General features: G+C 65.2%; 15 protein-coding genes and 1 pseudogene. 9 read left to right on the top strand and 7 right to left on the bottom strand.

From position 1 onward, the window contains the following. The coding region (locus J7360_RS19885; RefSeq protein WP_059001059.1) for a transposase at positions 1-200 on the bottom strand (200 nt) is incomplete at its 3' end. A gap of 70 nt (positions 201-270) precedes the next feature. Between J7360_RS19885 and J7360_RS19880 the strand changes: the two are divergent. Further along, positions 271-741 (top strand): annotated as a pseudogene (locus tag J7360_RS19880) (pectate lyase); the annotation flags it as partial. Between the two features lie 307 nt (positions 742-1,048). On the opposite strand, the gene J7360_RS19875 reads toward J7360_RS19880, so the two are convergent. After that, complete coding sequence (locus J7360_RS19875) at positions 1,049-3,022, bottom strand: lytic murein transglycosylase (protein ID WP_057662928.1); 1,974 nt, start codon at positions 3,020-3,022, stop codon at positions 1,049-1,051. Positions 3,023-3,272: 250 nt separating this feature from the next. Here J7360_RS19875 and J7360_RS19870 point away from each other — a divergent pair, with 250 nt between their 5' ends. Continuing rightward, positions 3,273-6,152 carry a TonB-dependent receptor gene (locus tag J7360_RS19870; RefSeq protein WP_209034604.1) on the top strand — a complete coding sequence of 960 codons (2,880 nt, stop codon included), beginning with the start codon at positions 3,273-3,275 and terminating at the stop codon, positions 6,150-6,152. A gap of 542 nt (positions 6,153-6,694) precedes the next feature. Here J7360_RS19870 and J7360_RS19865 read toward each other — a convergent pair. The 4 genes from J7360_RS19865 to J7360_RS19850 all read right to left on the bottom strand — a co-directional run bounded on the left by J7360_RS19865 (position 6,695) and on the right by J7360_RS19850 (position 11,995). Continuing rightward, positions 6,695-9,529: a valine--tRNA ligase gene (locus J7360_RS19865; RefSeq protein WP_209034602.1), complete on the bottom strand. Its 2,835-nt coding sequence runs from the start codon at positions 9,527-9,529 to the stop codon at positions 6,695-6,697. A 198-nt stretch (positions 9,530-9,727) separates the two neighbouring features. Further along, entirely contained in the window at positions 9,728-10,153 is a 426-nt protein-coding gene (locus tag J7360_RS19860) for a DNA polymerase III subunit chi (RefSeq protein WP_003490202.1), read from the bottom strand. 7 nt (positions 10,154-10,160) lie between these two features. Then, complete coding sequence (locus J7360_RS19855; protein ID WP_209034600.1) at positions 10,161-10,523, bottom strand: hypothetical protein; 363 nt, start codon at positions 10,521-10,523, stop codon at positions 10,161-10,163. Beyond that, positions 10,523-11,995, bottom strand: coding sequence for a leucyl aminopeptidase (locus tag J7360_RS19850; RefSeq protein ID WP_007964181.1), 1,473 nt, complete (start codon positions 11,993-11,995; stop codon positions 10,523-10,525). The genes J7360_RS19855 and J7360_RS19850 overlap by 1 nt, the downstream gene beginning before the upstream one ends. Before the next feature lie 107 nt (positions 11,996-12,102). Between J7360_RS19850 and lptF the strand changes: the two genes are divergently transcribed. The 3 genes from lptF to J7360_RS19835 are packed head-to-tail and all read left to right on the top strand — an operon-like array spanning position 12,103 to position 14,622. Beyond that, a complete protein-coding gene (lptF, locus tag J7360_RS19845; RefSeq protein ID WP_057662939.1) occupies positions 12,103-13,185 on the top strand; it encodes an LPS export ABC transporter permease LptF in 1,083 nt (360 codons plus the stop codon). Further along, on the top strand, positions 13,182-14,288 hold the full coding sequence (lptG, locus tag J7360_RS19840) for an LPS export ABC transporter permease LptG (protein ID WP_209034598.1): 1,107 nt from the start codon (positions 13,182-13,184) through the stop codon (positions 14,286-14,288). The genes lptF and lptG overlap by 4 nt, the downstream gene beginning before the upstream one ends. Before the next feature lie 4 nt (positions 14,289-14,292). Further along, complete coding sequence (locus J7360_RS19835; RefSeq protein WP_057662943.1) at positions 14,293-14,622, top strand: hypothetical protein; 330 nt, start codon at positions 14,293-14,295, stop codon at positions 14,620-14,622. 78 nt (positions 14,623-14,700) lie between these two features. Here J7360_RS19835 and J7360_RS19830 read toward each other — a convergent pair whose 3' ends face one another. Continuing rightward, positions 14,701-15,168 carry an RDD family protein gene (locus J7360_RS19830; RefSeq protein WP_057664009.1) on the bottom strand — a complete coding sequence of 156 codons (468 nt, stop codon included), beginning with the start codon at positions 15,166-15,168 and terminating at the stop codon, positions 14,701-14,703. 356 nt (positions 15,169-15,524) lie between these two features. On the opposite strand from J7360_RS19830, the gene xerD reads away from it, so the two are divergent. From xerD to J7360_RS19810, 4 genes are all read left to right on the top strand, one after another. Next, complete coding sequence (xerD, locus tag J7360_RS19825) at positions 15,525-16,496, top strand: site-specific tyrosine recombinase XerD (RefSeq protein WP_209034596.1); 972 nt, start codon at positions 15,525-15,527, stop codon at positions 16,494-16,496. Positions 16,497-16,976: 480 nt separating this feature from the next. Continuing rightward, the gene (locus J7360_RS19820) at positions 16,977-17,777 is read left to right on the top strand and encodes a DsbC family protein (protein WP_209034594.1); all 801 of its coding nucleotides are present in this window, start codon (positions 16,977-16,979) and stop codon (positions 17,775-17,777) included. A 500-nt stretch (positions 17,778-18,277) separates the two neighbouring features. Continuing rightward, the gene (gene purL, locus J7360_RS19815; protein WP_057664017.1) at positions 18,278-22,324 is read left to right on the top strand and encodes a phosphoribosylformylglycinamidine synthase; all 4,047 of its coding nucleotides are present in this window, start codon (positions 18,278-18,280) and stop codon (positions 22,322-22,324) included. Positions 22,325-22,474: 150 nt separating this feature from the next. After that, the gene (locus J7360_RS19810) at positions 22,475-22,654 is read left to right on the top strand and encodes a hypothetical protein (RefSeq protein ID WP_209034606.1); all 180 of its coding nucleotides are present in this window, start codon (positions 22,475-22,477) and stop codon (positions 22,652-22,654) included. Positions 22,655-22,904 lie beyond the last annotated feature (250 nt).

Here is a 22,904-nt window from a genome sequence, read left to right as displayed (position 1 = left end):
TTGAGCCGGCGGTTCTCCTCCTCCAGCTCCTTCATGCGCGCGACCATGGACACGTCCATGCCGCCGAACTTGCTGCGCCACTTGTAGAACGTCGCCGAGCTGATGCCGTGCTCGCGGCACAGCTCCGGCACGGGCGCACCGGCCTGGGCCTGCTTGAGCACGGCGATGATCTGGCTGTCGGTAAAGCGGGACTTCTTCATGGAACCTCCTCGAGAAAGGGTACGAGAAAATTCCACTTCTGGCGTCTGCTAATGGGCGGGGGGATTACCCTCGGCCTTCAAGTCGCACGAGAAGAACAACCTGATCGGCTCCAGCGACAGCGCGTCCAGTACCGACAGCGGCAAGCTGAAGGTCACCATTCACAACACCCTGTTCGAAAACATTTCTGCGCGCGCCCCGCGCGTGCGCTTCGGTCAGGTCCATCTGTACAACAACTACCACGTCGGCAGCACCAGTAATGCGGTGTATCCGTTCTCCCACGCGCATGGCGTGGGCAAGGAGTCGAAGATCTTCTCCGAGCGCAACGTGTTCGAGATCGGCGGTGTCAGCAGCTGCGACAAGATCGCCGCCGACTACGGTGGCAGCGTGTATCGCGATCAGGGTTCGCTGCTCAACGGCAAGGCGCTGTCGTGCTCGTGGAATACCAGCATCGGCTGGACACCGCCCTATACCTACAATCTGCTATCGGCAGACAAGGTCGCTGCAGACGTCAAGGCGAAAGCAGGCGCCGGCAAGCTGTAACTGCCGCTGGCTGCAGGGATGCAAACGCTGTACAGCACGCAGTTGCACAACGCCCGCAGTGATGCGGGCGTTGTGCGTTTGGCGTGGCGATGAATGTGGTCTCTCGGAAGTAGCGGCGTTGCAACGGGCGGTTGGGAACTGCTTGCAGCACCCTGATCTGTCCATGCCGATCCATGACCGCTGGACATGCCGCAGGTACGTCCTCACCGCTACCTGCGCGGCGTCGATGTTGCGTCAGGTGCCGTGCGCAATGACGGCGCCGCGCACGCGCCAAGGCCCTGCAACCGTGCAGGCCGCCTGGCGTCGCTTAATCCTGCGCGGCGTTATTGGCAGCCTGGCCCGGGGTGCATACCGGTTTCAGACGCTTGTCCACCAGCTTGCCCATGAGCCGGTCGCTCAACGGCAGCATGTCGCCGTTGAGGCGCCAGTCGTAGATCACGCTGAAGGCCAACACGCGCGCGACATATTCGCGGGTTTCCTTGTAGCTGATGGTTTCGATCCAGAAGTCCGGCTCGAAATTCGGCCGCTGCGACTGCCAGCGCCCGGTGGGGCCGGGACCTGCGTTGTAGGCGGCAATGGTGAGGTAGGGCAGCCCGTAGGTGTTGAGCAGCTGGCGCAGATACGCCGTGCCGATGGCGATGTTGGTGTCCGGCTCATAGAGGCTGCTTGCGCCCGCATAGCCGGGCAAGGCGATCCCCTTGGCGACGGCCGCGCCAGTGCCAGGCAACACCTGCATCAGGCCCATTGCGTTGGCCGGCGAACGCGCGCGCGGATTGAAGATGCTTTCGGCACGAATTTCTCCGGCCACCCAGGCCGGATCGATTGCGTTCTTGGCGGCTTCACGGCGAATGGTGTCGTCGTGGTGCAGTGGGAATCGCAACGCATAGAGCCGTTGTTCGTCCGGCTGCTTGCCGAGCGCGAACACCGCACGGTCGAACCAGCCGTTGTCGCTGGCAATTTCCACTGCCAGCCGGCGCTGGGTGTCGTCGAAGCGGGTGGCGGCATCGTTCCATTCGGCCACGGCCCAACCGGGGCGGTCGATCTGGAATAACGCGATTGCGCGGACCAGGGCCGGGTCGCGCGCAACGGCGGCCTTTGCCTGCGCGCTGTCGTTGGGCTCCCAGGGGCAGAGCCGGTAAGGCTGCTGCAGGCGGTCGGCAGCCAGGAAGCCGTGGAAGGTCGGCGATTGCGCGGCGGCGCGATACAGCGGCTGGGCGGCCGCAGCAGCGCCGGTCTTTTCGGCCAGACGGGCTTCGAAGTACTGCCAGCGTGAGTCGCTGCGCTGGCTCGCCGGCATCTTGCGAATCGCGGCCAACGCCGCCGGCCAGTCGCCGCGCGACATCGCTTCACGTGCACGCCATTCGTGCAGGCGTTCGTCGTAGGACGCGTCCGGTACGGCATTGAGCCGGCGCGCCGAATCCGGCAGATACGAGGCGACGGTCCACAATGCGATCTGGTACAGCACCTGCCCACGTTGCGCCTCGCTGAAGCCGAGCGCACTGGCAAGTTGCGGTAGCTGTTGTTCGGCAGCGTCGGGATCGCTCTTGGCCAGCTTGGACAGTCCGTCGACCGCGATGCGGCGGCTGCGCTCGGTCTTGGGCCAACCTAGTGCACGCGGGTGGACCTTGTCGAGAAAGGCAGCGTAATCGGTGGTCAGCGCCAGATCGGCGGCGGGGAGTCCGCGTGCGGCCGTGCGCATGACCGCCGGCTGCTGCGCATCGGCAGCGGCGTCCACGCGTTCCCAGCGCAGCGCCGGCGTAAGTTCACCGCGCGATTCCAGCCCGGCGACCACTGCATCGCAGGCATCGGGCAGCGCCTTGCCATTGCGCCACAGGGTCAGCGCGTCGCGGCTCCATTGTGCATCGGCCTTGCCGGTGGTCAGGCGCGCGGTCAGTTGTGCGCAGCGCAGGCCGAGGTTGTCGGTGGACTTCCAGTTGGCCAGCAGCGTGTTCCAGTCTTGCCGCCGCGCCACCGCCGGCAGCCACGTGCTGCGGAAGCTCTCAGCCACGGGCTGGCCGGCATAACGCTGCAAAAATGCCTGCGCCTGCGCATTGGAGACGGTGTCGATCGTGCGCTTGAGCGCGGCAAATTCCAGCCATCCATACAGCGGATGGCGGCTCAATGCAGCGAGCTGGCCGGCATCGGTCTGGCCGCGCTCTGCGGCCGCGATGGCATCGCGCATGGCAGTCAGCTGTGGGTCGAGGGTCTGCGCGTGCAATGCGGTGCTGCCAAGGCACAGCAGGCCGATGAAAACAGTGGCAAGGCGGGGGGCATAAGTCATGGCGTGATGATACCCAAGCACGCCTGAGCGCCTGAGTGAATACGCGTCATTCGCGCTGGCCATTTTCGCTTGCATGCGCGATGGGTCGGGCACGCACGTGCTTGCGGATGACATCTCGTCACGACCGCTGCGGCACCGTGCGTTGCTGCACCGCCAGTTGCGGCGCGTTAATTTTTCGTTTAAGAATTGGAGAGGACCGCAGGGCACGGGGGCGTGCGGACACTCAAGAATCCTTCTGGAGAGAGAAAGGATGAAGCGTCTGATTGGCCCCCATCGGTCATGCCTGGCCGTGCAGTTGTCGTTGTGTCTGATCCCCACGCTCGCCTGGGCGCAACAGCCCGAGGCCGCAGCGAGCACGCGTACGCTCGACAGGGTGCAGGTCACCGGCACGCGCATCAAAACCGCCGAATTGCAGGGTCAGGTACCGATCCAGACGCTCAATCGCGCCGACATCGAACGCACCGGCCTGACCTCCATCGGCGAAGTGCTGCAGGAGCTGACCGCGTCCGGTTCGGCGCTCAATGCCAAGTTCAATTCGTCGGGCAACTTCGGCTTTCCGCCCGATGGCAGTGGCGTGGGTGCCGGCTCGGCGCAGGTGGATCTGCGCCATCTCGGGTCCAAGCGTGTGCTGGTGCTGGTGGATGGCATTCGCTGGGTCAATGAATCCTCCGCGTCCGGCGTGGGCTCATCGACCGATCTCAACACCATTCCGCTGGCGATCGTCGAGCGTATCGAAGTGCTCGAAGACGGCGCCTCGTCGCTGTACGGTTCGGATGCGATTGCCGGTGTGGTCAACATCATCACCCGTCGCAGTTTCGACGGTGCGCAGGTCACGCTCAACTACGGGCAGTACGGCAAGGGCGATGGCACCAACCAGGGCATGGACCTGGCGTGGGGCAGCAGCGGAGAGAATTTCAGCCTGTTTCTGGGCGCAAGCTATGTCAAACAGGATCCGATCTATGCGCGCGATCGTGCGCAGGCCCGCTTCCCGATTCCTGGCACCGGGCTGACCTTCGCCAGCTCGGCAACGCCGGATGGCCGCTTCCAGTTCGTCGATCCCAACACCGGCGTGCGCCAGAATCTCACGCCTAATGCCGGCGTCGGCACACCGCAATACGATGGCAGCGGCGGTTGCATGCGCAGCGACGATTATCACTGCTTCGGCACCGCAGACCGCTACAACTTCGCCGAACAGAATCTGTTGCTGACACCGTCCGAGCGCAAGGGCGTATTTGCGCAGTTCCGCTATTACTTCAACGACGACGTGCAGTGGTACGTCAAGGCGTTGGGCAACCGGCGCGAATCGACCAACCAGGCCGCGCCGGAGCCGATCTTCCTCGGGCCCGATGCCGGCACCGGCAACCCGCTGGCCGACAACATCGTGATCTCCGCGCTCAACCCGTTCAACCCGTTCGGATTCGATCTGGATTCGGCGACCAATCTGATCCAGATCGGTCGCAGGCCGGTGGAAGGCGGGCCGCGGCGTTACGAGCAACAGGTCGATACCCAATATTTCGGCACCGGCCTGGTCGGCACGTTCGAAGGCGCAGGGCGGACCTGGTTCTGGGACGTCAACGGCATGTACAGCAAGAACAAGGCCGAGCAGACCAACTACGGCAGCTACAACCTCTACAACATCAACCTGGCGCTGGGCGACCCGGCTGGCTGCGCGGCCGTGGCTGGCTGCGTGCCGCTGGATATCTTCAGCGGTGCCGGCAGCATCACACCGGAGATGTTGCGCTGGATCCAGCCGGTGGTGCGCGACCGCAGCCAGAACGAATTGAGCCTGTTCACCGCCAACCTCAGCAGCGAGTTGTTCCAGTTGCCCGGCGGTGCGGTGTCGTTTGCCAGCGGTTACGAATACCGCAAGTACGAAGGCTCTTATCAGCCCGATCCGCTCACTGTGGCCGGGCGTTACAACGGCGTGCCTTCGTTGCCCACGGCGGGCAGCTACGACGTCAACGAAGCCTATCTCGAACTCAATATTCCGATCTTCGCCAACTCCGCATTGGGCGACAAACTGGATCTGAATATCGCCGGGCGCTATTCGGACTATTCGACATTCGGTGGCGAGTTCACGCCGAAGTACGGTCTGCGTTGGCAGGTCACCGATGAGTTCGTGCTGCGCACCAGTTATGCGGAAGGCTTCCGTGCGCCGACCATCGGCGAGTTGTTCGGTTCGGCGGCGCGTGCGGATCTGCAATTGTCTGACCCGTGCTCGATCGGTCTGGGCGGCACCGCGCCGCGTGGCAGCGCGGCCAATTGCGCCACGCTCGGCGTGCCGGCGGGCTACCAGCAGGCCAACCAGCAGATCTCGGTCACCACCGGCGGCAATGAACAACTGGATCCGGAGCGTTCGCGCAGTTTCAGTGCGGGTTTTGTCTTCAGCCCGGGCTTTGCGAGCGATGCCAGCTGGTCCGACCGCCTCGATCTGGAGGTGACCTTTTATCGCCATCATGTGGATGGTGCGATCCAGGCGATCAATGCGCAGACCCAGCTGGATCTGTGCGTGGATACGCTGGATGCGTTGTACTGCGATGGCATCGGGCGGGCGTCCACCGGCGGCATCAATGCCTTCAACAACCGGCTGACCAACCTGGGCTCGATCAAGACCGACGGCTGGGACGTGGATCTGTTCTGGACCTTGCCGCAAACCGCGTTCGGGCGCTTCAAACTCTCGTGGCAGAACACCTTGGTAGGCCGTTACGAGGCGCTGGGCGCGGCCGGTCAGCGGCAGCCGCAAGGGCCGGGTATCGAAGTGGTCGACAGCGCAATTCCGGAGTGGACCAGCAACGCGGTACTGGATTGGTCGATGGGCAACTGGACGGCTTCGTGGACCGCCCGGCACATTTCCAAACTCACCGAGCAATGTGGTGACGCGGTGGAGTTTGCGGTGTGTTCTGATCCGACGGTGGGAACCAACCGGCTGGATGCGATTACCTATCACGATGCGCAGGTGGGCTATCGTGTGGATTGGCTCAAGGGCCTGCAACTCACTGCCGGCTTGAACAACGTATTCGACAAGGATCCGCCGATCTGCCTGTCCTGCTCCCTCAATGGTTACGACGCATCCACCTACGATATTCCCGGCGGACGCTTCTGGTATGCGCGTGTGGATTTGAAGTTCTAGTTCAACCGCACTTGATCTGGTTGGTGGGCGCGTGAGTCGGTTGCAAGGCGTTGGGGCTCTTGCCTCACTGCAGGGCCCTTGCCCGCCCACCATCGCGGGACACGCTGCAAGTACGTCCTTGTAAGCTCCGTGGCGGCATCCATGCCGCCAAGGGTCCCGCGACGGTGGGCGGGCAAGGACCAGTCGAGATGGTCGGTTTGCAAGTTTGCAAACAGGGCACGACGGATATTGTTGGAATGGCTGCGTGGCGTATCAGCTTCCCAATCAGGGCGAGCCCCGGTAGAGCCTTTTGGAAAGCCACCGACTGACTTTCTAGTGCGGTGTCGTCACCGATTGCGGACCCTTTGGCGGCATGGATGCCGCCAACGAGCCCGATGGACGGGTTCACGCGTCTCCCGAGAGCGGTGAGGGCACCGCGCAATCGATACACCAGGCTTGAAGATCGCCAAGCCATTGCAACGCGCGACTTCAGGCTAGTCGGATGAGATGCCAGGCACTGAGCGCGACCGCATGACTGCAGCGCGCTCGACTGACCGCCTTGCTCAGATCTTCGCGCGCTGCTCGCGCAAGCCGGTCAGTTGCGTGGTCCAGTCGTTCAAGCGCGCACGCTCCTGTTCGACCACTGCAGCTGGCGCATTCTGCACGAACGTCGCGCTGCCGAGTTTGCCGTTGCACTTGGCGATCTCGCCTTCCACGCGCCTGATTTCCTTGTCCAGGCGGGTGCGCTCTGCATCCATGTCGACCAGGCCTTCCAGCGGCACCAGCAAGGTGAGTTCGCCGACGATGGCGGCAGCCGACGGCGGTGTGTCCTGGCGGGCATCCAGCCAGTCGATGCGTTCCAGCTTGAGCAGGAACGACAGCTGTGAGGCGAAGCGGGCAACACGCGGGCGGTCGTCGGCAGTGCCGGCCTGCAGCAGCAGGCGCACCTGCTTGGACGGCGGCACGTTCAATTCGCTGCGCACGCGGCGCAGCGCCGACACCATCGATTTGAGCCATTCGACATCGGCTTCAGCGGTGGCATAGCTGCCGGTATCGACATCGCCGGGCTGCGGGAAGCTCTGCAACGAGATTGTGGCGGCGGTAATGCCCAGGCGCGGTGCGACCTGCTGCCACAATTCTTCGGTGACGAACGGGGTGAGCGGGTGCAACAGGCGCAGCAACGATTCCAGCACATACAGCAGCGTGTGGCGGGTGCTGGCGGCCGCGTCGGCGTCCTGATGGTTGAGCGCCGGCTTGGCCAGCTCCACGAACCAGTCGCAGAACGCGTTCCAGGCGAACTCGTACAGCGACTGCGCGAGCAGGTCGAAGCGATAGTTGGCGTAATGCGCTTGGGTTTCTGCGGTGACCTTGTCCAGACGCGCCAGGATCCACTTTTCCGCTTCGGTGCGCGGCTGCGGCACGCCGGTAAAGCGTGCGCCTTCGGTGTTCATCAACACGAAGCGCGTGGCGTTCCACAGCTTGTTGCAGAAGTTCTTGTAGCCCTCGGCGCGGCCCAGATCGAACTTGATGTCCCGGCCATGCGTGGCGAGCGCGGCGATGGTGAAGCGCAGCGCGTCGGCACCGTGGGCGATGATGCCGTCCGGGAATTCCTTGCGTGTGGCTTTTTCGATCTTGGGCGCATCCTTCGGCTTCATCAGCCCGGTGGTGCGCTTGGCCACCAGGTCTTCGATGCTGATGCCGTCGATGATGTCCAGCGGATCGAGCACGTTGCCCTTGGACTTGGACATCTTCTGGCCCTGCGCATCGCGAATCAGGCCGGTGATGTAGACATCGCGGAACGGCACCTGGCCGGTGAAGCTGTCGGTGGCCATGATCATGCGCGCCACCCAGAAGAAGATGATGTCGAAGCCCGTCACCAGGACCGACGACGGCAGATAACGTTCGAAGCCGCGCTCGGCCATCGCCTGCGCATCCGGCCAGCCCAGCGTGGAGAACGGCCACAGCTGCGACGAGAACCAGGTTTCGAGCACGTCGCTGTCCTGATGCAGCGCAATCTCCGCAGCCAGGCCATGTTTGGCGCGCACCTCGGCTTCGTCATGGCCCACGTAGCACTTGCCGGCATCGTCGAACCATGCCGGAATGCGATGGCCCCACCACAGCTGACGGCTGATGCACCAATCCTGGATATTTTCCATCCAGTGACGAAAGGTGTTGATCCAGTTCGGCGGCACGAACTGGATCTGGCCGCTTTCGACCAGCTCCAGCCCGCGCTTTGCCAGCGCATCCATTTTCACGAACCACTGGTCGGTGAGGTAGGGCTCGATCACCTGGCCGGTACGATCGCCGCGCGGCACCTGCAGCTTGTGCGGCTTGGTCTCGACCAAGACGCCCAGGTCTTCCAGCTCGGACAGCACCAGCTTGCGTGCGTCGTAGCGATCCAGACCGCGGTAGCGCTCCGGTGCGTTGTCGTTGATGGTGGCGGTGACGGTGAACAGGTTGATCAACGGCAAGTCATGCCGCACACCCACCTGGTAATCGTTGAAATCGTGCGCAGGCGTGACCTTGACCACGCCGGTGCCGAAGGCGCGGTCGATGTAATCGTCGGTGATCACCGGCACGTGCCGGCCGGTCAGCGGCAACACGATGCGCGCGTTATGCAGCGTGAGATAACGCGCATCTTCCGGATGCACCATCACTGCGGTATCGCCGAGCATGGTTTCCGGGCGCGTGGTGGCCACCACCAGATAATCGCGGGTTTCGCGCAGCGTCTCGTTGCCCTCGGCATCGTGCTCGACATGTTCGTAGCTGACGCCATCGGCCAGCGGGTAACGGATCGACCACAGGAAGCCGTCTTCTTCGACGTTTTCCACTTCCAGGTCGGAGATCGCGGTCTTCAGCACCGGGTCCCAGTTGACCAGGCGCTGGCCACGGTAGATCAGACCCTGCTCGTACCAGCGCACGAAAGCTTCGTTGACTGCGGCCGACGGCTGCGGGTCCATGGTGAAGGTGCTGCGCGACCAATCGCTGGACGTGCCCAGCCGGCGCATCTGGCGCTCGATGGTGTCGCCGGATTCGGCTTTCCATTCCCACACCTTGGCGATGAAGCCCTCGCGTCCCAGCGAATCGCGCGTCTGTCCCTTGCCTTCCAGCGCCAGATTGCGCGAGACCACCATCTCGGTGGCGATTCCGGCATGGTCGGTGCCCACCTGCCACAAGGTGTCGTAACCGCGCATGCGGTGATAGCGCACCAACGCATCCATCAGCGTCTGCTGAAACGCATGGCCCATGTGCAGCGTGCCGGTGACATTGGGCGGCGGCAGCAGCACGGTGTAGGGCTCACCCTTGCCGGATGGCACGAAATAACCGGCCGCCTCCCACTGCGCATACAGGCGCGATTCGAAGGAAGAGGGATCGTAGCTGGAGGCGAGGGTGGTCATAGACGGGCTGGGATTCGTTGTTCGGGATTCGGGATTGGTTGCGTCATGGCGCCGGCGAGAGTCACTGGCAACCCACGCATCAACGTCAGTGTTCGTGCTGCGGAGCGAAGATCGGCTGTCTAAGGTTGGATGCAGTCATTGGAGACGCAAGATCTGCTTTACGAATCCCCAATCCCAACTTCCCAATCCCCGCACCTCTCACATGTCGTACTTGGTCAGTTCCAGGCCCAGGGCCTTGTACTGTTTCCAGCGTTCGCGCAGCGGTTCGCGGGCGGCGGGGTCGGCAGGGACGACTTCGAGCACGCGGTCGCAGGCGCCCAGGTACGGGTCGTCGCGCAGGTTGATCACCAGCGGGCGCGAGGGAGCGGCGAATTCCGGTGCGGCAATCAGTACCGGGGCCAGTTCGTCTTCCTCGTCGGTGCCGGCGATCTGGTGCGGCACGTAGGCTTCGTCGTCGAATGCCCACAGCAGATCGTCCAGCGCCTCGGCCTGCTCCGCATCGCGGGCCAGGATCAGCGTGGACAGGTTGGCGTCGTTGGCCTTGCGCGCCAGCTCGCACACCAGCCGCAGCGGTTCGTTGAGGAAGCGCGGCTTGGCGATCAGATAAAAATCGGCACGGGGCATGGTCAGATCACGAAACGGAAGGGAAAACGGATTCGGCAATGATGCTGCCGAGCGTGAACAGCAGGCCGGACGCCAGGATCACCAGCACGAACCCGCCCATCGCCCATAAGCGCCGACCGGCAGGCCGCGCGCGATACAGATAGATGGGGATGAATATCAGCCAGGCCAGCACCATCCCGATGTTGAGCCACATGTGACGGCGAACGCCGTACTGGCGGCTGTCGGCCGCCAGCCAGACGAAAATCAGCGCCAGCAACAGCGCAAATCGCACCAGGTCGCTGGCAAGCCCGTTCCAGTTGGGCAGCGCGCTGGTAACCCCGTCCGCCAGCGTGAACCCGGCGATCAGGGCCAATGCCGCGCGCGGCGACATCAGGCGGCGCGGTCCAGCAGCCACTGCGTCAGCAGGCCCACCGGGCGGCCGGTGGCCATGCCGCGCTTGCCTTCGTCGCTGGCCACGCCAGCGATGTCCAGATGCGCCCAACGCTGGTTTTCGGTGAAGCGCGACAGGAAGCAACCGGCGGTGATGGCGCCGCCCCAGCGGCCGCCGATGTTGTAGACATCGGCGAAGGTGGAATCCAGCAGGCCCTGATATTCGTCCCACAGCGGCAGGCGCCAGGCGCGGTCGAACACGTGCTCGCCGGCGGCCAGCAATTCGTTGGCCAGGTCGTCGTGCTTGCTCATCAGGCCGGCGGTCTGGTGGCCGAGTGCCACCATGCAGGCACCGGTCAGCGTGGCCACGTCCACCAGCGCTTCGGGGTTGAAGCGCTCGGCGTAGGTCAGCGCATCGCACAGGATCAGGCGGCCTTCGGCGTCGGTATTGCCGACCTCGATGGTCTTGCCGGACATGCTGGTGATCACGTCGGAGGGGCGGTAGGCGTTGCCATCGATGGCGTTTTCGACCGCCGGCACCACCACCACCAGGTTGATCGGCAGCTCGGCCTTGACCGTGGCCACGAAGGTGCCGATGACGTTGGCGCCACCGCACATGTCGTACTTCATTTCCTCGATGCCGCCCTGCGTCTTGAGGTTGACGCCACCGGTGTCGAAGGTGATGCCCTTGCCGACCAGCACGTAGGGGCGCGCGTCGCCGCCGCCATTCCACTTCAGCACGATCAGGCGCGGGCGGTTGGCCGAGCCACGTGCCACCGACAGCAGCGAACCCATGCCGAGCGCTTCCATCTGCGCCTCGTCCAGGATCTCGGCTTCGGCACCCGGGAACTTGCCGGCAAAGGCGGCCGCGGTGTCGGCCAGGTAGGCCGGGGTGCAGTAGTTCGGCGGCAGGTTGCCCAGCTCGCGGGCGAATTCCACGCCTTCGGCGGTGGCCACGCCCACGGCGAGCGCGCGGGCGTCGTCGCCGGCAATCGCCAGGGTGGTCAAGCCGGTTTCATCCACCTTCTTCTTGCCCAGCGTGGCGGTGTAGCGGTAGGCCGCATGGTCGCTGACGGTCACCGCCTGGCGGATGTTCCAGGCAGCATCGCGGGCCTTGACGGTGAGTTCGGTCAGGGTGAGCAGGGCGGTGCCGACCGCGCCGGTCTTCAGCGCCCGGGTCGCATCGCCGACGGCCTTGAGGTAGGGCGCCACGCCGAACTTGCCGGCGTCGCCCAGGCCGACCACCAGCACGCGCGGCGCGGTGACGCCGGGCAGGTCGTGCAGCAGCGTGGTGCTGCCGGTCTTGCTGGCCACGTCGCCGCGCGCGACCAAGGCCGTCAAACGGCCCTGGCTGGCGCTGTCCAGCGCCTGGGCAGCGGGCGAAAGGGTCTTGTCGGCGAACACGCCAACCACGATGCAGTCGACGGCAGCGCTTGCCGGCGCGTCTTGGTTCAGGGTGAATTGCAGGGCCATTGATCAGATTCCGTAGGCAAATCCGTACAATCGCGGGCTGTTTACGCCAACCGGACTAGGCTGGCGGCGCCGCGAACGAATCCGAGAGTTTAAAACAAGCCCACCCCATGCCGAAGCTCGATCGATACCTGCTCAGCGATTTCACCCAGAGCTTCCTGGCCACCTTGATCGTGCTGCTGGTCGTCAGCGTCGGCGGCGTGCTGGTGGACATCCTCGGCAATATCGCCGATGGCCGCATCCCGGCGCGCTTGCTGCTGTCGCAGGTGGGGCTGCAATTCGTGGCCTACCTGCCCATCATCCTGCCGCTGGCCTTGATGCTGGGGCTGCTGCTGGCGCTGGCGCGGCTGTACCGCGATTCAGAAATGGCCGTCATCACCGCCATTGGCGTGGGTCCCAGGCGCATGCTGTGGCCGATGCTGATGCTGGTGGTGCCGGTGGTGGTGGTCATCGGGTTGTGTTCGCTGTGGCTGGGCCCCTGGGCGAGCCGCACCGCCGAGGCGATGCTGGAAGATGCCAACCGCAGCGTGCTGATGGCCGGTCTGGAGTCGGGCCAGTTCACGCCGTTGTCCGGCGGTGGGGTGGTCTACCTGCAGACGATCTCTGCCGACGGCAAGGGCCTGGGCAAGGTCTTCATGCAGCGCCAGCAGAATGACCGCATTGATGTGGTCACTGCCGACCGCGGCGCGATGTTCTTCGAGGGCAAGACCGACCGTTACCTGCGCCTGGACGATGGCTACCGCACGGAAGGCCCGGCAAGCGGCGCGACCCTGGACTATCGCTTGATGAAGTTCGCCAGCAGCGATATCGCCTTGCCCGACCGCACCCGCGTGCACGATGCCAACGATCCGGAAGTGATGTGGACCACCCAGTTGCTGTCCGACGAGCGTCCTGCCGCGCGCGCGCAGCTGCATGAGCGCCTGGCGCCGCCGTTGTTGGCCCTGGCGTTTGCCTTGCTGACCTTGCCGCTGTCGCGCAGCGCACCGCGGCAACAGCGCTATGGCCGGATCATGCTGGCGTTTCTGGCCTACATGGTGGGCACCAATCTGATGATCGTCGGCACCCAGTGGATCGCCAACGGCAAGACCCCGGCGGCGCTGGGCCTGTGGTGGTTGACGCTGCCGCTGTTGGCAGTGGCGGTGTGGGCGTATGCGCGCGATGGCCGCGTGCGTCGGCCGAGGGCGCGCGCATGAAGCTGATGCCGCGGGTCCACGATTGGTATGTCGGTCGGGTGGTGCTGTTTACCGTGCTGCTGACCTGGGCGGTGCTGCTGGGGCTGGATCTGGTCAACGCCTTCGCCAGCGAAGCCAAGAACATCGGGCAGGGCAGCTACACCTTCGGGCACGCGGTGGCTTACGTGGCCTACACCGTGCCGCGCCGGGCCTATACCTTGTTTCCGACTGCCGCGGTCATTGGCGCGCTGATGGGACTGGGCCAGTTGGCCGCCACCTCCGAGCTGACGGCGCTGCGCGCGCTGGGTGTGTCGCGCAAACGCATGTCCGCCTCGGTCGTCGCGGCGATGGCGCTGCTGACCGCCAGCATGGTGATCAGTGGCGAAACCATCGGGCCATGGGCACAGAATCAGGCCGACACGCTCAAGGCCAGTGCCCGCTACAACAGCAATATGGCGTCTTCGCGCTACGCCGGGCTGTGGGCGCGGGAGGGCGACACCTTCCTCAACGCCTTGAGTGGTGAAGAGAAGCTGCTCGATGGCGGTGGCACCGCGCTGGATCTGCACGATGTGCGGCTCTACCACCTTGATTCCAGTGGCAGGATGCAGCAGTTGACCTACGCCTCGGTGGCCGAACACCGCGACGGCCGCTGGACCCTGCGTCAGGTCCGTCGCGACACCTTCCAGGAACGCTCGGTGCAGCGCGAAACCTTTCCCGAATTGCCGTGGCAATCGCAACTGAATCCTGCTGCGCTGGCCGCTGGCCTGGCCAAGCCGCGCAATCTCTCCGCGCACGATCTGGAGCAGAGCATCGAATACCGTCGCCGCAATGGATTGGACGCGCGCGATTACGAAGATCAGTACTGGAGCCGGTGGTTCTATCCGCTCAACGTGCTGGCGTTGTGCATGGCGGCAATCCCGTTCTCGTTCGGCTCGCTGCGCAGCGGTGGCCTGGGCAAGCGCCTGTTCCTGGGCATCCTGTTCGCGCTGGGTTTCTGGCTGCTGCAGCTGTTCTTCGGCCGCATGGCCGGCGCCCTTAAGCTCGATTACCGCATTGCCTATGCGCTGCCGCCCATGGTGATGCTGGGTGTGTCGGCGTGGTTGTTCCGCAGGCGTAGTAGCTGAGCGCATGCGGCGGGTGAGCATGGTGGGTGTGGCGCTCTGCCTGCTATACCTGGCGGCAACTGCTTTTTGCGTGTGGGGTGCGCTCAGCGCTCAGGGCGATCCCAAGAGCCACTTCGTTCTGCTGCAATTGCCCTTGACGCCTCAGCTGATCGCACTGGACGCCCTCCACGCGGATGCCTGGTTGACCAACATGCGTTGGGAGACAAGTTATGCGTTGTTGGTTCCGCCATTTTTAGCGGTGCTGTATGCGTTTGGGCATGCATTTCAGCGGTTGATTGCGCGCGCCTTCTTGGGTGCCAAAGAAGCCGCAACCCGGTTTGGTCGCTGCCGCTAGCCCCTTAGCACTCCAGGTGCAGTCGCATGCATCGAACATGCGGGAGCTTCGATAGGCAGGTTGTCACTGCCGACCCGATCACTTCAATGTCCTGGCAATACGCGCCAGCCGTGTGTTACTGGCGCGGTCATGCCAGGTCAGCCGGTCGCGATCCAGCCACGCCCACCAGAATCCCAGCCCGCCCAGCGCCAGCGACAAGCTGCCGACGGCATAGCGGATCCACAGCGCACGCCATGACGCCTGTGGGTCGATCAAGCGCAGCCGCCAGGGGCGCATGCCCAGCGTCTGCCCGCCGCGCCGCCAGCTCACGGTGGCGTAGAGGCCTGCGGCGATCCAGCAGCACAGCCACAACAGCCATTGCCAGCCGCTGAAAGGCGCGATGTTTTCGCGCGTGGGGTGCCCGGCGAGCGTAAAGCCCAGCGTGAACACGGTGGAGATCAGCATCGACAGCGCCAGCACCGGCCAGGTGTCGTAGCACAACGCCAGCAGCCGCCAGCCCACCAGGGCAGGCGCGCGCGCAACGCGAGGCGAAGGGATCGAGGTCATGGCGCGAGCATAACGGTCGCCAAGCACGGCGCAACGCCGCGCTGCAGTAGCCACGCTCTGGTGCCTGCACGCGCTGACGCACGCGATACATCGAACTGCGATCAATTGCACCCTGGCGCGACGGTCGGTGCGCAGACGCGGCATGTTCAAATGGGCGCATGCCCATGCTGGGACCTACCGGCCATGGCAGCTCTGGCGTCGCGATCCGGATAGCCTTCCCGCCTGCGGCCGACGCGTGCTGATCACGCATAACAACGACGCGCACATGTCCTAACCCCGCGCGCGCAGGCAGGCACCTACCGGCAACCCGCACTGCGTCCGCTCTCAAGACGCGCGCGGCGTTTTATGCTGTGGCGATGTCTGCCAGCAGCCCCGCCGAACGCCGCCAACTAGCCCGCCACCTGCCGCCGGTGCAGCCGGCTGATGCCAGCGTCATCGAACGGTTTCTCGACCGGTTCTGGGCCGAGCAGGGCGTGGCGCGGCAGACCCTGGAGAGTTATCGGCGCGACCTGGAAGGGCTGGCGCGTTGGCGCGACGGCGCTGGTGGCGGCTTGCTGGGCATCGACCGTGCCGCCCTGTTCGACTATCTGCGCGGGCGTACCCGGGCCAATTATTCTCCGCGCAGCACGGCGCGGCTGTTGTCGACCTTGCGTGCGTTCTACGGGCTGTGCCTGCGCGATGGCGTGCGCAGCGACGACCCCACCGCCTTGATCGACCCGCCGCAACTGCCACGCTCGCTGCCAAAGGCCTTGACCGAAAGTCAGATCGAGGCCCTGCTGGCTGCGCCGGACCTTGACACACCTGCGGGCCTGCGCGATCGCGCCATGCTGGAACTGATGTACGCCGCGGGCCTGCGTGTGAGCGAACTGGTCAACCTGCCGGCAGTGGGGGTGAACCTGCGCCAGGGCGTGCTGCGGGTGACCGGCAAGGGCAGCAAGGACCGGCTGGTGCCGCTGGGCGAGGAATCCCAGCACTGGTTGGAGCGTTACCTGCGCGAGGCGCGCCCGCTGCTGGCCGCGAACAAGCCGGTGACGGCGGTGGACGGGCAGGTGCCATTGTTCATCGATGTCTCCCGCCAACCGCTCAGTCGTCAACAATTCTGGGCGCTGGTCAAACGCTACGCAGCGGCGGCCGGCATCGACCCGGCCACGGTCAGCCCGCACGGGCTGCGCCACAGCTTTGCCACCCATCTGCTCAACCACGGCGCCGATCTGCGCGCGTTGCAGATGCTGTTGGGCCACAGCTCGTTGTCGACCACCCAGATCTATACGCTGGTGGCGCGCCAGCATCTGCAGAAACTGCACGCCAGCCATCACCCGCGTGGTTAGTCCGCGCGGCGCCTCGCCATGGGCATGCGTGCTGGCGACGCGCCGGTCGCGGTCGCGGTAGAGCTGCGACCAGGCCAATCGCCTGCCCGCGGCCGCAGCAACGCCGCCAACTGACGTTGTTGCTGCCTCGCCAGACGCGCTCGGCGGCCGCGGCGGCGTTGCCGGTCAGGCTGGCGCCGGCCGGCGTGGCCTCCTCGTTGTCATACCTTGAGCTGACGGTCGGCGCCGGACGCCATGCGGCGGGGCACCCCAGGAAGCAAAAGAGCGCAGGAACGACGCTTGGTGGCACCTTCATTGGCGCCTTGCGACGGCGAAAGTGCCGAGCCCACCGCCAGACGCGGCAAACCACGCTCTGCACTGCGTCTGTCCAACAGGTGCAGCAACCGGGTGCCTGCAGCGTTCACAAACTGTCGCGGCCGCGGCCAGGCTTCATCTGCGCTGTGCGAGAATCCCGGCACCTCATTCCATCTGGATGCGTGAATGTATCGTCTTGCCATTGCCGCGCTGCTGGGCGCGATCAGCCTTACCGCCTGCGCACAATCCTCGCAGCCTGCGGCAAGCACTGCCGGCGCCAAGCCAGCCGCCGCGGCCGCCGCCGCCGCCGGCACGGTGGACCAGCGCGTGAGCACGGCGCTCAAGGCGCTGGACCCGGATTTCAAGCCCGATTACATCGGCGCTGCGCCGTTCCCCGGTTTCCGCGAAGTGGTCGTCGGTGGGCAGGTGCTGTACGTCAGCGACGACGGTCGTTACCTGATCCAGGCGCAGCCGTTCGACATCCAGAACAAGCAGTTCGCCGCCAGCCCGGGCTTGCTGGCCTACCGCCGCAAGCAACTGGACACCGTGCCCAAGACCGACCGTATCGTGTTCGCGCCGGCCAACCCGAAGTACACCGTCACCGTCTTCACCGATGTGGAATGCGGTTACTGCCGCAAGTTGCATAGCGAGATCGGCGAGCTCAACAAGCAGGGCATCGCGGTGGAATACCTGGCGTTCCCGCGCATGGGCCTGGGCAGCCAGGACCACAAGGAAATGATTGCGGTGTGGTGCGCTGCCGATCGCAAGCAGGCGCTCACGGCCGCCAAGTCGGGTCAGCCGGTCGCCTCCAAGGACTGCAAGAACCCGGTGTCGATGGAATACAACCTGGGCCAGCGCCTGGGCGTCAACGGAACGCCGGCGATCTTCGCCCCCGACGGCACCCAGCTCGGTGGCTACCTGCCGCCTGCCCAGTTGCGTGAGGCGCTGGAAAAGCGTGCGGTGACCACGGCCGGCGGCAGCCGCTGAGGCCTAATTGGCTCTGATCATCGTGGCGCGTCGCCGATGGCGCCGTTGCGGTGGTCGTCTGCGCAATGACAAAGGCCCGGGTGCGACCGGATCCGGGCCTTTGCCGTCTCTGGGGGTTAGCCGCCATCTAGAGCGTGTTATGCACCTTGAGATGCGATGCGTTGGCTGCCGCGCGGCGCGCGCTGGCGGCCAACCCTCCGGGAAGTGCCCTGTGGCGCGCCGATATCGCGTCGCGCGCCTTGGGCCCAGGCGGCCAGCCTGGGCAAGGCGCACGGCTTGTCTCGACGCGCCACGGGACGCTTCGTACGTACCTCGACGTACGTAACACGCTCTAGCCGCGTCCTTCATGCCGGCCGGTGCAACGTGCGCGCATGGGGGCGGCGACAAGGATCCTGCCTGACGATTCCATTCCCGATTCCCGCCATCGCACGCGCAGTCCGGCGTCGACCCATCAGCTCCGTTACAATCTGCAGCCCCGTTTCTGACACGGTTCCCCGGACATGATGGTCCTCGAGGGCGCTTCCGCCCTTTCGCCGTTCCGCCGCGCTCGGCTCGAAACCCGCCTGCAAACCCTCGTTCCCGCGCTGCGTATCACTGGCGCCTGGCACGTGTACTTCATCCGTGCCGAGACCGGGCAATCGCCCGACCAGGCCACCTTGCAGCGGATCCTGCAGGCCAACGCCGCGCCCGCCGAGCGCGATGCCGATGCCTCCTCGCGCTACGTGGTGCCGCGCCTGGGCACCTTGTCGCCGTGGTCGAGCAAGGCCACCGAGCTGGTGCGCGGGGCTGGGCAGCCGATCCAGCGCGTGGAGCGCGGCACCCGCATCGATCTGGCCGGCTGGCCGGACGACGCGGCTGCCCAGGCCGCCGTGGCCAAGTTGCTGCACGACCCGATGACGCAATCGCTGCTTGGTTCGGCCGCCGCTGCCGAAGCGCTGTTCAACGTGCCCGACCCGGGCCAGCTGCAGCGCGTGCCGCTGGATGGGCTGGAGCAGGCCAACCGCGACCTGGGCCTGGCCCTGGCGCAGGACGAGATCGACTACCTGCGCGAACGTTTCGGCGCGCTGGGCCGCGACCCGGCCGACGTCGAGCTGATGATGTTCGCCCAGGCCAACTCCGAGCATTGCCGGCACAAGATCTTCAATGCCAGCTGGACCATCGACGGCAAGCCGCAGGAGCGCTCGCTGTTCCGCATGATCAAGCACACCCACCAGCAGACCCCGCAACACACCTTGTCGGCCTACAGCGACAACGCGGCGGTGGTGGAAGGCGTGCCGGCTGCGCGCTATCGCCCGGATCCGGCCACCGGCCAATACCGCAGCGAAGCAGTGCTGCCGTCGGCATTTGCGATCAAGGTGGAAACCCATAACCACCCGACTGCGATCGCACCGTTCCCCGGCGCGGCCACCGGTGCGGGCGGCGAAATTCGCGACGAAGGTGCCACTGGTCGCGGCGGCAAGCCCAAGGCCGGCCTGACCGGGTTTTCGGTCTCGCACCTGCGCATCCCGACCCTGCCGCAGCCCTGGGAAGCGCCGCGCGCGCTAAACCCGCGCATGGCGCCGGCGCTGGACATCATGCTCGACGGCCCGCTCGGCGGCGCAGCGTTCAACAACGAATTCGGCCGACCGAACCTGCTCGGCTATTTCCGCAGCTTCGAGCTTGCCGAAGGCCCGGGCCTGACCCGCGCGTACGACAAGCCGATCATGCTGGCCGGTGGCCTGGGCGCGATCGATCGCAACCAGGTGGAAAAGCTGCGCCTGCAGCCGGGCGATGCGGTGATCGTGCTCGGCGGCCCGGCGATGCTGATCGGCCTGGGCGGCGGTGCGGCCAGTTCGGTGGCGGCCGGCGACAGCGCCGAGGCGCTGGATTTCGCCAGTGTGCAACGCGAAAACCCGGAAATGGAACGTCGCTGCCAGGAGGTCATCGACCGCTGCGTGGCGCTGGGCGTGGACAACCCGATCCGCTGGTTCCACGACGTGGGCGCGGGTGGTTTGTCCAACGCCATCCCCGAGCTGCTGCACGATTCGGGCGTGGGCGGCATCATCGACCTGGGCCGCGTACTTACCGACGATCCGTCGCTGTCGCCGCTGGAATTGTGGTGCAACGAATCGCAGGAACGCTATGTGCTCGGCGTGCCGCAGGCGCGCCTTGAAGAATTCGCCGCCATTTGCGCCCGCGAACGCTGCCCGTTCGCCGCGGTCGGCGTGGCCACGGCCGAGGAGCGGCTGGTGGTCGGATACGGCGTCCTGGACGCCGGGAATGGGGAATCGGGAATCGGGAATGGTAACGGCGTGCTGCCGGTTGCCGAAGCCGCTTCTCCCCATTCCCCATTCCCGACTCCCGATTCCCAGCTCCCGATCAACCTGCCGATGGATGTCCTGTTCGGCAAGGCGCCGAAGATGCATCGCGATGCGGCGCATCCGGCCGCGCCGCAGTGGCCGGTGCTGCAGACCGCGTCGCTGGACCTGCAGCAGGCCGGTTTGCGCGTGTTGGCGCATCCCACCGTGGCGTCCAAGAGCTTTCTGGTCACCATTGGCGATCGCAGCGTGGGCGGGTTGACCGCACGCGAACAGATGATCGGGCCATGGCAGCTGCCGCTGGCCGATTGCGCGATCACCCTGGCCGGTTTCGACACCTTCGAAGGCGAGGCGATGTCGATCGGCGAACGCACGCCGCTGGCGCTGTTGAACGCGGCCGCATCCGCGCGCATGGCAGTGGGCGAAGCGATCACCAACCTGTGCGCCGCACCGGTGCAGCGGCTGGACAGCATCAAGCTCTCGGCCAACTGGATGGCCGCCGCCGGCCATAGCGGCGAAGACGCGTTGCTGTACGACGCCGTGCGCGCGATCGGCATGGAGCTGTGCCCCGCACTCGAACTGAGCGTGCCGGTCGGTAAGGATTCGCTGTCGATGCAGGCGCAGTGGCAGGTTGGGAATGGGGAATCGGGAATCGGGAATGGTGAAACGCCAGAGTCCTCCGCTTCCACCATTCTCGATTCTCCATTCCCTATTTCCGGTGAAACGCTGAAAAGCGTTTCACCCGTATCGTTGATCATCAGTGCATTCGCGCCCGTGGGCGATGTGCGCACGCAGCTGACGCCGTTGCTGCGCAGCGGTGAAGAGAGCGAGTTGTGGTTGATCGGGCTGGGAGGCGGCAAGCAGCGGCTGGGCGGGTCGGTGCTGGCGCAGGTGTATGCCGACGACACCGCGCTGCCGGCGTTCGGTGGCGAGGTGCCGGATCTGGACGATGCGCAGCGGCTGCGCAGTTTCTTCGAATTGATCCGCGACGCGCGCGACAGCGGGCTGTTGCTGGCGTATCATGATCGCAGCGATGGCGGTGCGTTTGCCGCGTTGTGCGAGATGGCGTTTGCGTCGCGGCAGGGCCTGGACATCACGCTGGATGCGTGGGGCGACGATGCGTTCCGCAGCCTGTTCAACGAAGAATTGGGCGCAGTGGTGCAGATCGCCAGCGAAGACCGCGCCGCGTTCGCCGACCTGGTCGAGCGCCACGCATTGACCGAATGCGCGCAGCGCATTGCACGCCCCACCGGCACGCCGCGCATCCGCGTGAGCGGGCAGGGCCGCGTGCTGGCCGAATGGCGCTGGGAAGAGCTGTTCGATGCGTGGTGGTCGGTGACCCATGCGATGCAGAAGCTGCGCGACAACCCGGACAGCGCCGATGAAGAGCGCGCGCTGGCGCGTGATTTCAAGGCGCCAGGCCTGCGCCCGAAGCTGGTGTTCGACCCGTCCGACGATGTGGCGGCGCCATTCGTGGCCACCGGCACGCGGCCCAAGGTGGCGATCCTGCGCGAGCAGGGCGTCAACGGGCAGATCGAAATGGCTTACAACTTCGAGCGCGCCGGTTTCCGACCCTACGACGTGCACATGAGCGACCTGATCGAGGGCCGCGTGGACCTGAGCGAGTTCGTGGGCTTTGCGGCGTGCGGCGGTTTCAGCTACGGCGACGTGCTGGGCGCAGGCCGCGGCTGGGCGACATCCATCCTGGAGCGCTCGGCGCTGCGCGACGCGTTCGCCGCGTTCTTCGCACGCAGCGATACGTTCGCGCTGGGCGTGTGCAACGGATGCCAGATGCTCAGCCAGCTCAAGGACATCATTCCCGGTGCCGAGCATTGGCCGCGCTTCCTGCGTAATCGCAGCGAGCAGTTCGAAGCGCGCACCGCGCTGCTGGAAGTGGTGGAGTCGCCGTCGATCTTCCTGCGCGGCATGGCCGGCTCGCGGATTCCGGTGGCGGTTGCGCACGGCGAAGGCCGCGCAGAGTTCGATAGCGCCGTGGACCAGGCCGCCGCACGCGTGGCATTGCGTTACATCGATGGCGACGGCGGGGTGGCGTCGCAGTATCCGCTCAATCCGAACGGTTCCCCTGACGGCATCACCGGGCTGACCAGCAGCGACGGCCGCGTCACCATCCTGATGCCGCATCCGGAGCGCACGCCACGCAGCGCAAACCTGAGCTGGTACCCGGTCGACTGGGGCGACGACTCGCCGTGGCTGCGGATGTTCCGCAACGCGCGGGTGTGGTGCGGTTGATGCCGTGCGGCTGATCGGCAGCCGCTGACGTATGACCCGACGGCCGTGTGCAGCGACACGGCCGTTGTCGTTTTGGCAGGCGCGCTGAACTTCCGGTCGGACGTCGGGAATAGGGTGAAGGTTCGTTGCGTGCTGCCGCTACCAATACACATGCGCGACGCGATCAATAGCCTCGTTTCCAAGCTAAGCGTGTTTACCGGCCTCGCGGGTGCAAGCTGCCGGCGCGCTCGAATCACGTGCTGGAGCGGCGCGATCGGCAATGGTCGTTCGATGAGCCAGGTGCGCAATGCACTGCAATCGCAACCTTTTTTTGCCAATATCTTTGATTAAGCGGTGGCGAAGTTGCGACTAAATAATCAATCGATACCTGGTCATTTTTTAGTAACTTAAAAATATTGATTATTTATTTCGTCTCGCTGATTTTGCGGTGTGTGACGGCAATCGCATTGAAGGTCCACTTTTCAATTAGGGAAGGTCTGATCAACTCACCGCAGATGCGCGACACTATCGCCTTATGTAGAGGATTCATCCATGCAGCTGACGTTCGGTGACGCTGAGGGCTTGGGCAAGCGTAAGCAGA

Origin of the sequence: Xanthomonas sp. D-99 (genome assembly GCF_017746145.1) — a bacterium.
Taxonomy (GTDB): Bacteria; Pseudomonadota; Gammaproteobacteria; order Xanthomonadales; family Xanthomonadaceae; genus Xanthomonas; species Xanthomonas cissicola.
Note: the sequence above shows the minus strand (reverse complement) of the source record. Positions and strands in the feature narration are given on the sequence as shown.

What these genes read in the sequence shown, in the direction of transcription:
- J7360_RS19810 (WP_209034606.1), top strand. Translation starts at nt 22,475, where the DNA reads ATGCGCGACGCGATCAATAGCCTCGTTTCCAAGCTAAGCGTGTTTACC.
- lptG (WP_209034598.1), top strand. Translation starts at nt 13,182, where the DNA reads ATGAAGCTGATGCCGCGGGTCCACGATTGGTATGTCGGTCGGGTGGTG.
- J7360_RS19870 (WP_209034604.1), top strand. Translation starts at nt 3,273, where the DNA reads ATGAAGCGTCTGATTGGCCCCCATCGGTCATGCCTGGCCGTGCAGTTG.
- J7360_RS19850 (WP_007964181.1), bottom strand. Translation starts at nt 11,995, where the DNA reads ATGGCCCTGCAATTCACCCTGAACCAAGACGCGCCGGCAAGCGCTGCC.
- J7360_RS19835 (WP_057662943.1), top strand. Translation starts at nt 14,293, where the DNA reads ATGCGGCGGGTGAGCATGGTGGGTGTGGCGCTCTGCCTGCTATACCTG.
- xerD (WP_209034596.1), top strand. Translation starts at nt 15,525, where the DNA reads ATGTCTGCCAGCAGCCCCGCCGAACGCCGCCAACTAGCCCGCCACCTG.
- J7360_RS19830 (WP_057664009.1), bottom strand. Translation starts at nt 15,168, where the DNA reads ATGACCTCGATCCCTTCGCCTCGCGTTGCGCGCGCGCCTGCCCTGGTG.
- J7360_RS19860 (WP_003490202.1), bottom strand. Translation starts at nt 10,153, where the DNA reads ATGCCCCGTGCCGATTTTTATCTGATCGCCAAGCCGCGCTTCCTCAAC.
- J7360_RS19820 (WP_209034594.1), top strand. Translation starts at nt 16,977, where the DNA reads ATGTATCGTCTTGCCATTGCCGCGCTGCTGGGCGCGATCAGCCTTACC.
- purL (WP_057664017.1), top strand. Translation starts at nt 18,278, where the DNA reads ATGATGGTCCTCGAGGGCGCTTCCGCCCTTTCGCCGTTCCGCCGCGCT.
- lptF (WP_057662939.1), top strand. Translation starts at nt 12,103, where the DNA reads ATGCCGAAGCTCGATCGATACCTGCTCAGCGATTTCACCCAGAGCTTC.
- J7360_RS19865 (WP_209034602.1), bottom strand. Translation starts at nt 9,529, where the DNA reads ATGACCACCCTCGCCTCCAGCTACGATCCCTCTTCCTTCGAATCGCGC.
- J7360_RS19855 (WP_209034600.1), bottom strand. Translation starts at nt 10,523, where the DNA reads ATGTCGCCGCGCGCGGCATTGGCCCTGATCGCCGGGTTCACGCTGGCG.
- J7360_RS19875 (WP_057662928.1), bottom strand. Translation starts at nt 3,022, where the DNA reads ATGACTTATGCCCCCCGCCTTGCCACTGTTTTCATCGGCCTGCTGTGC.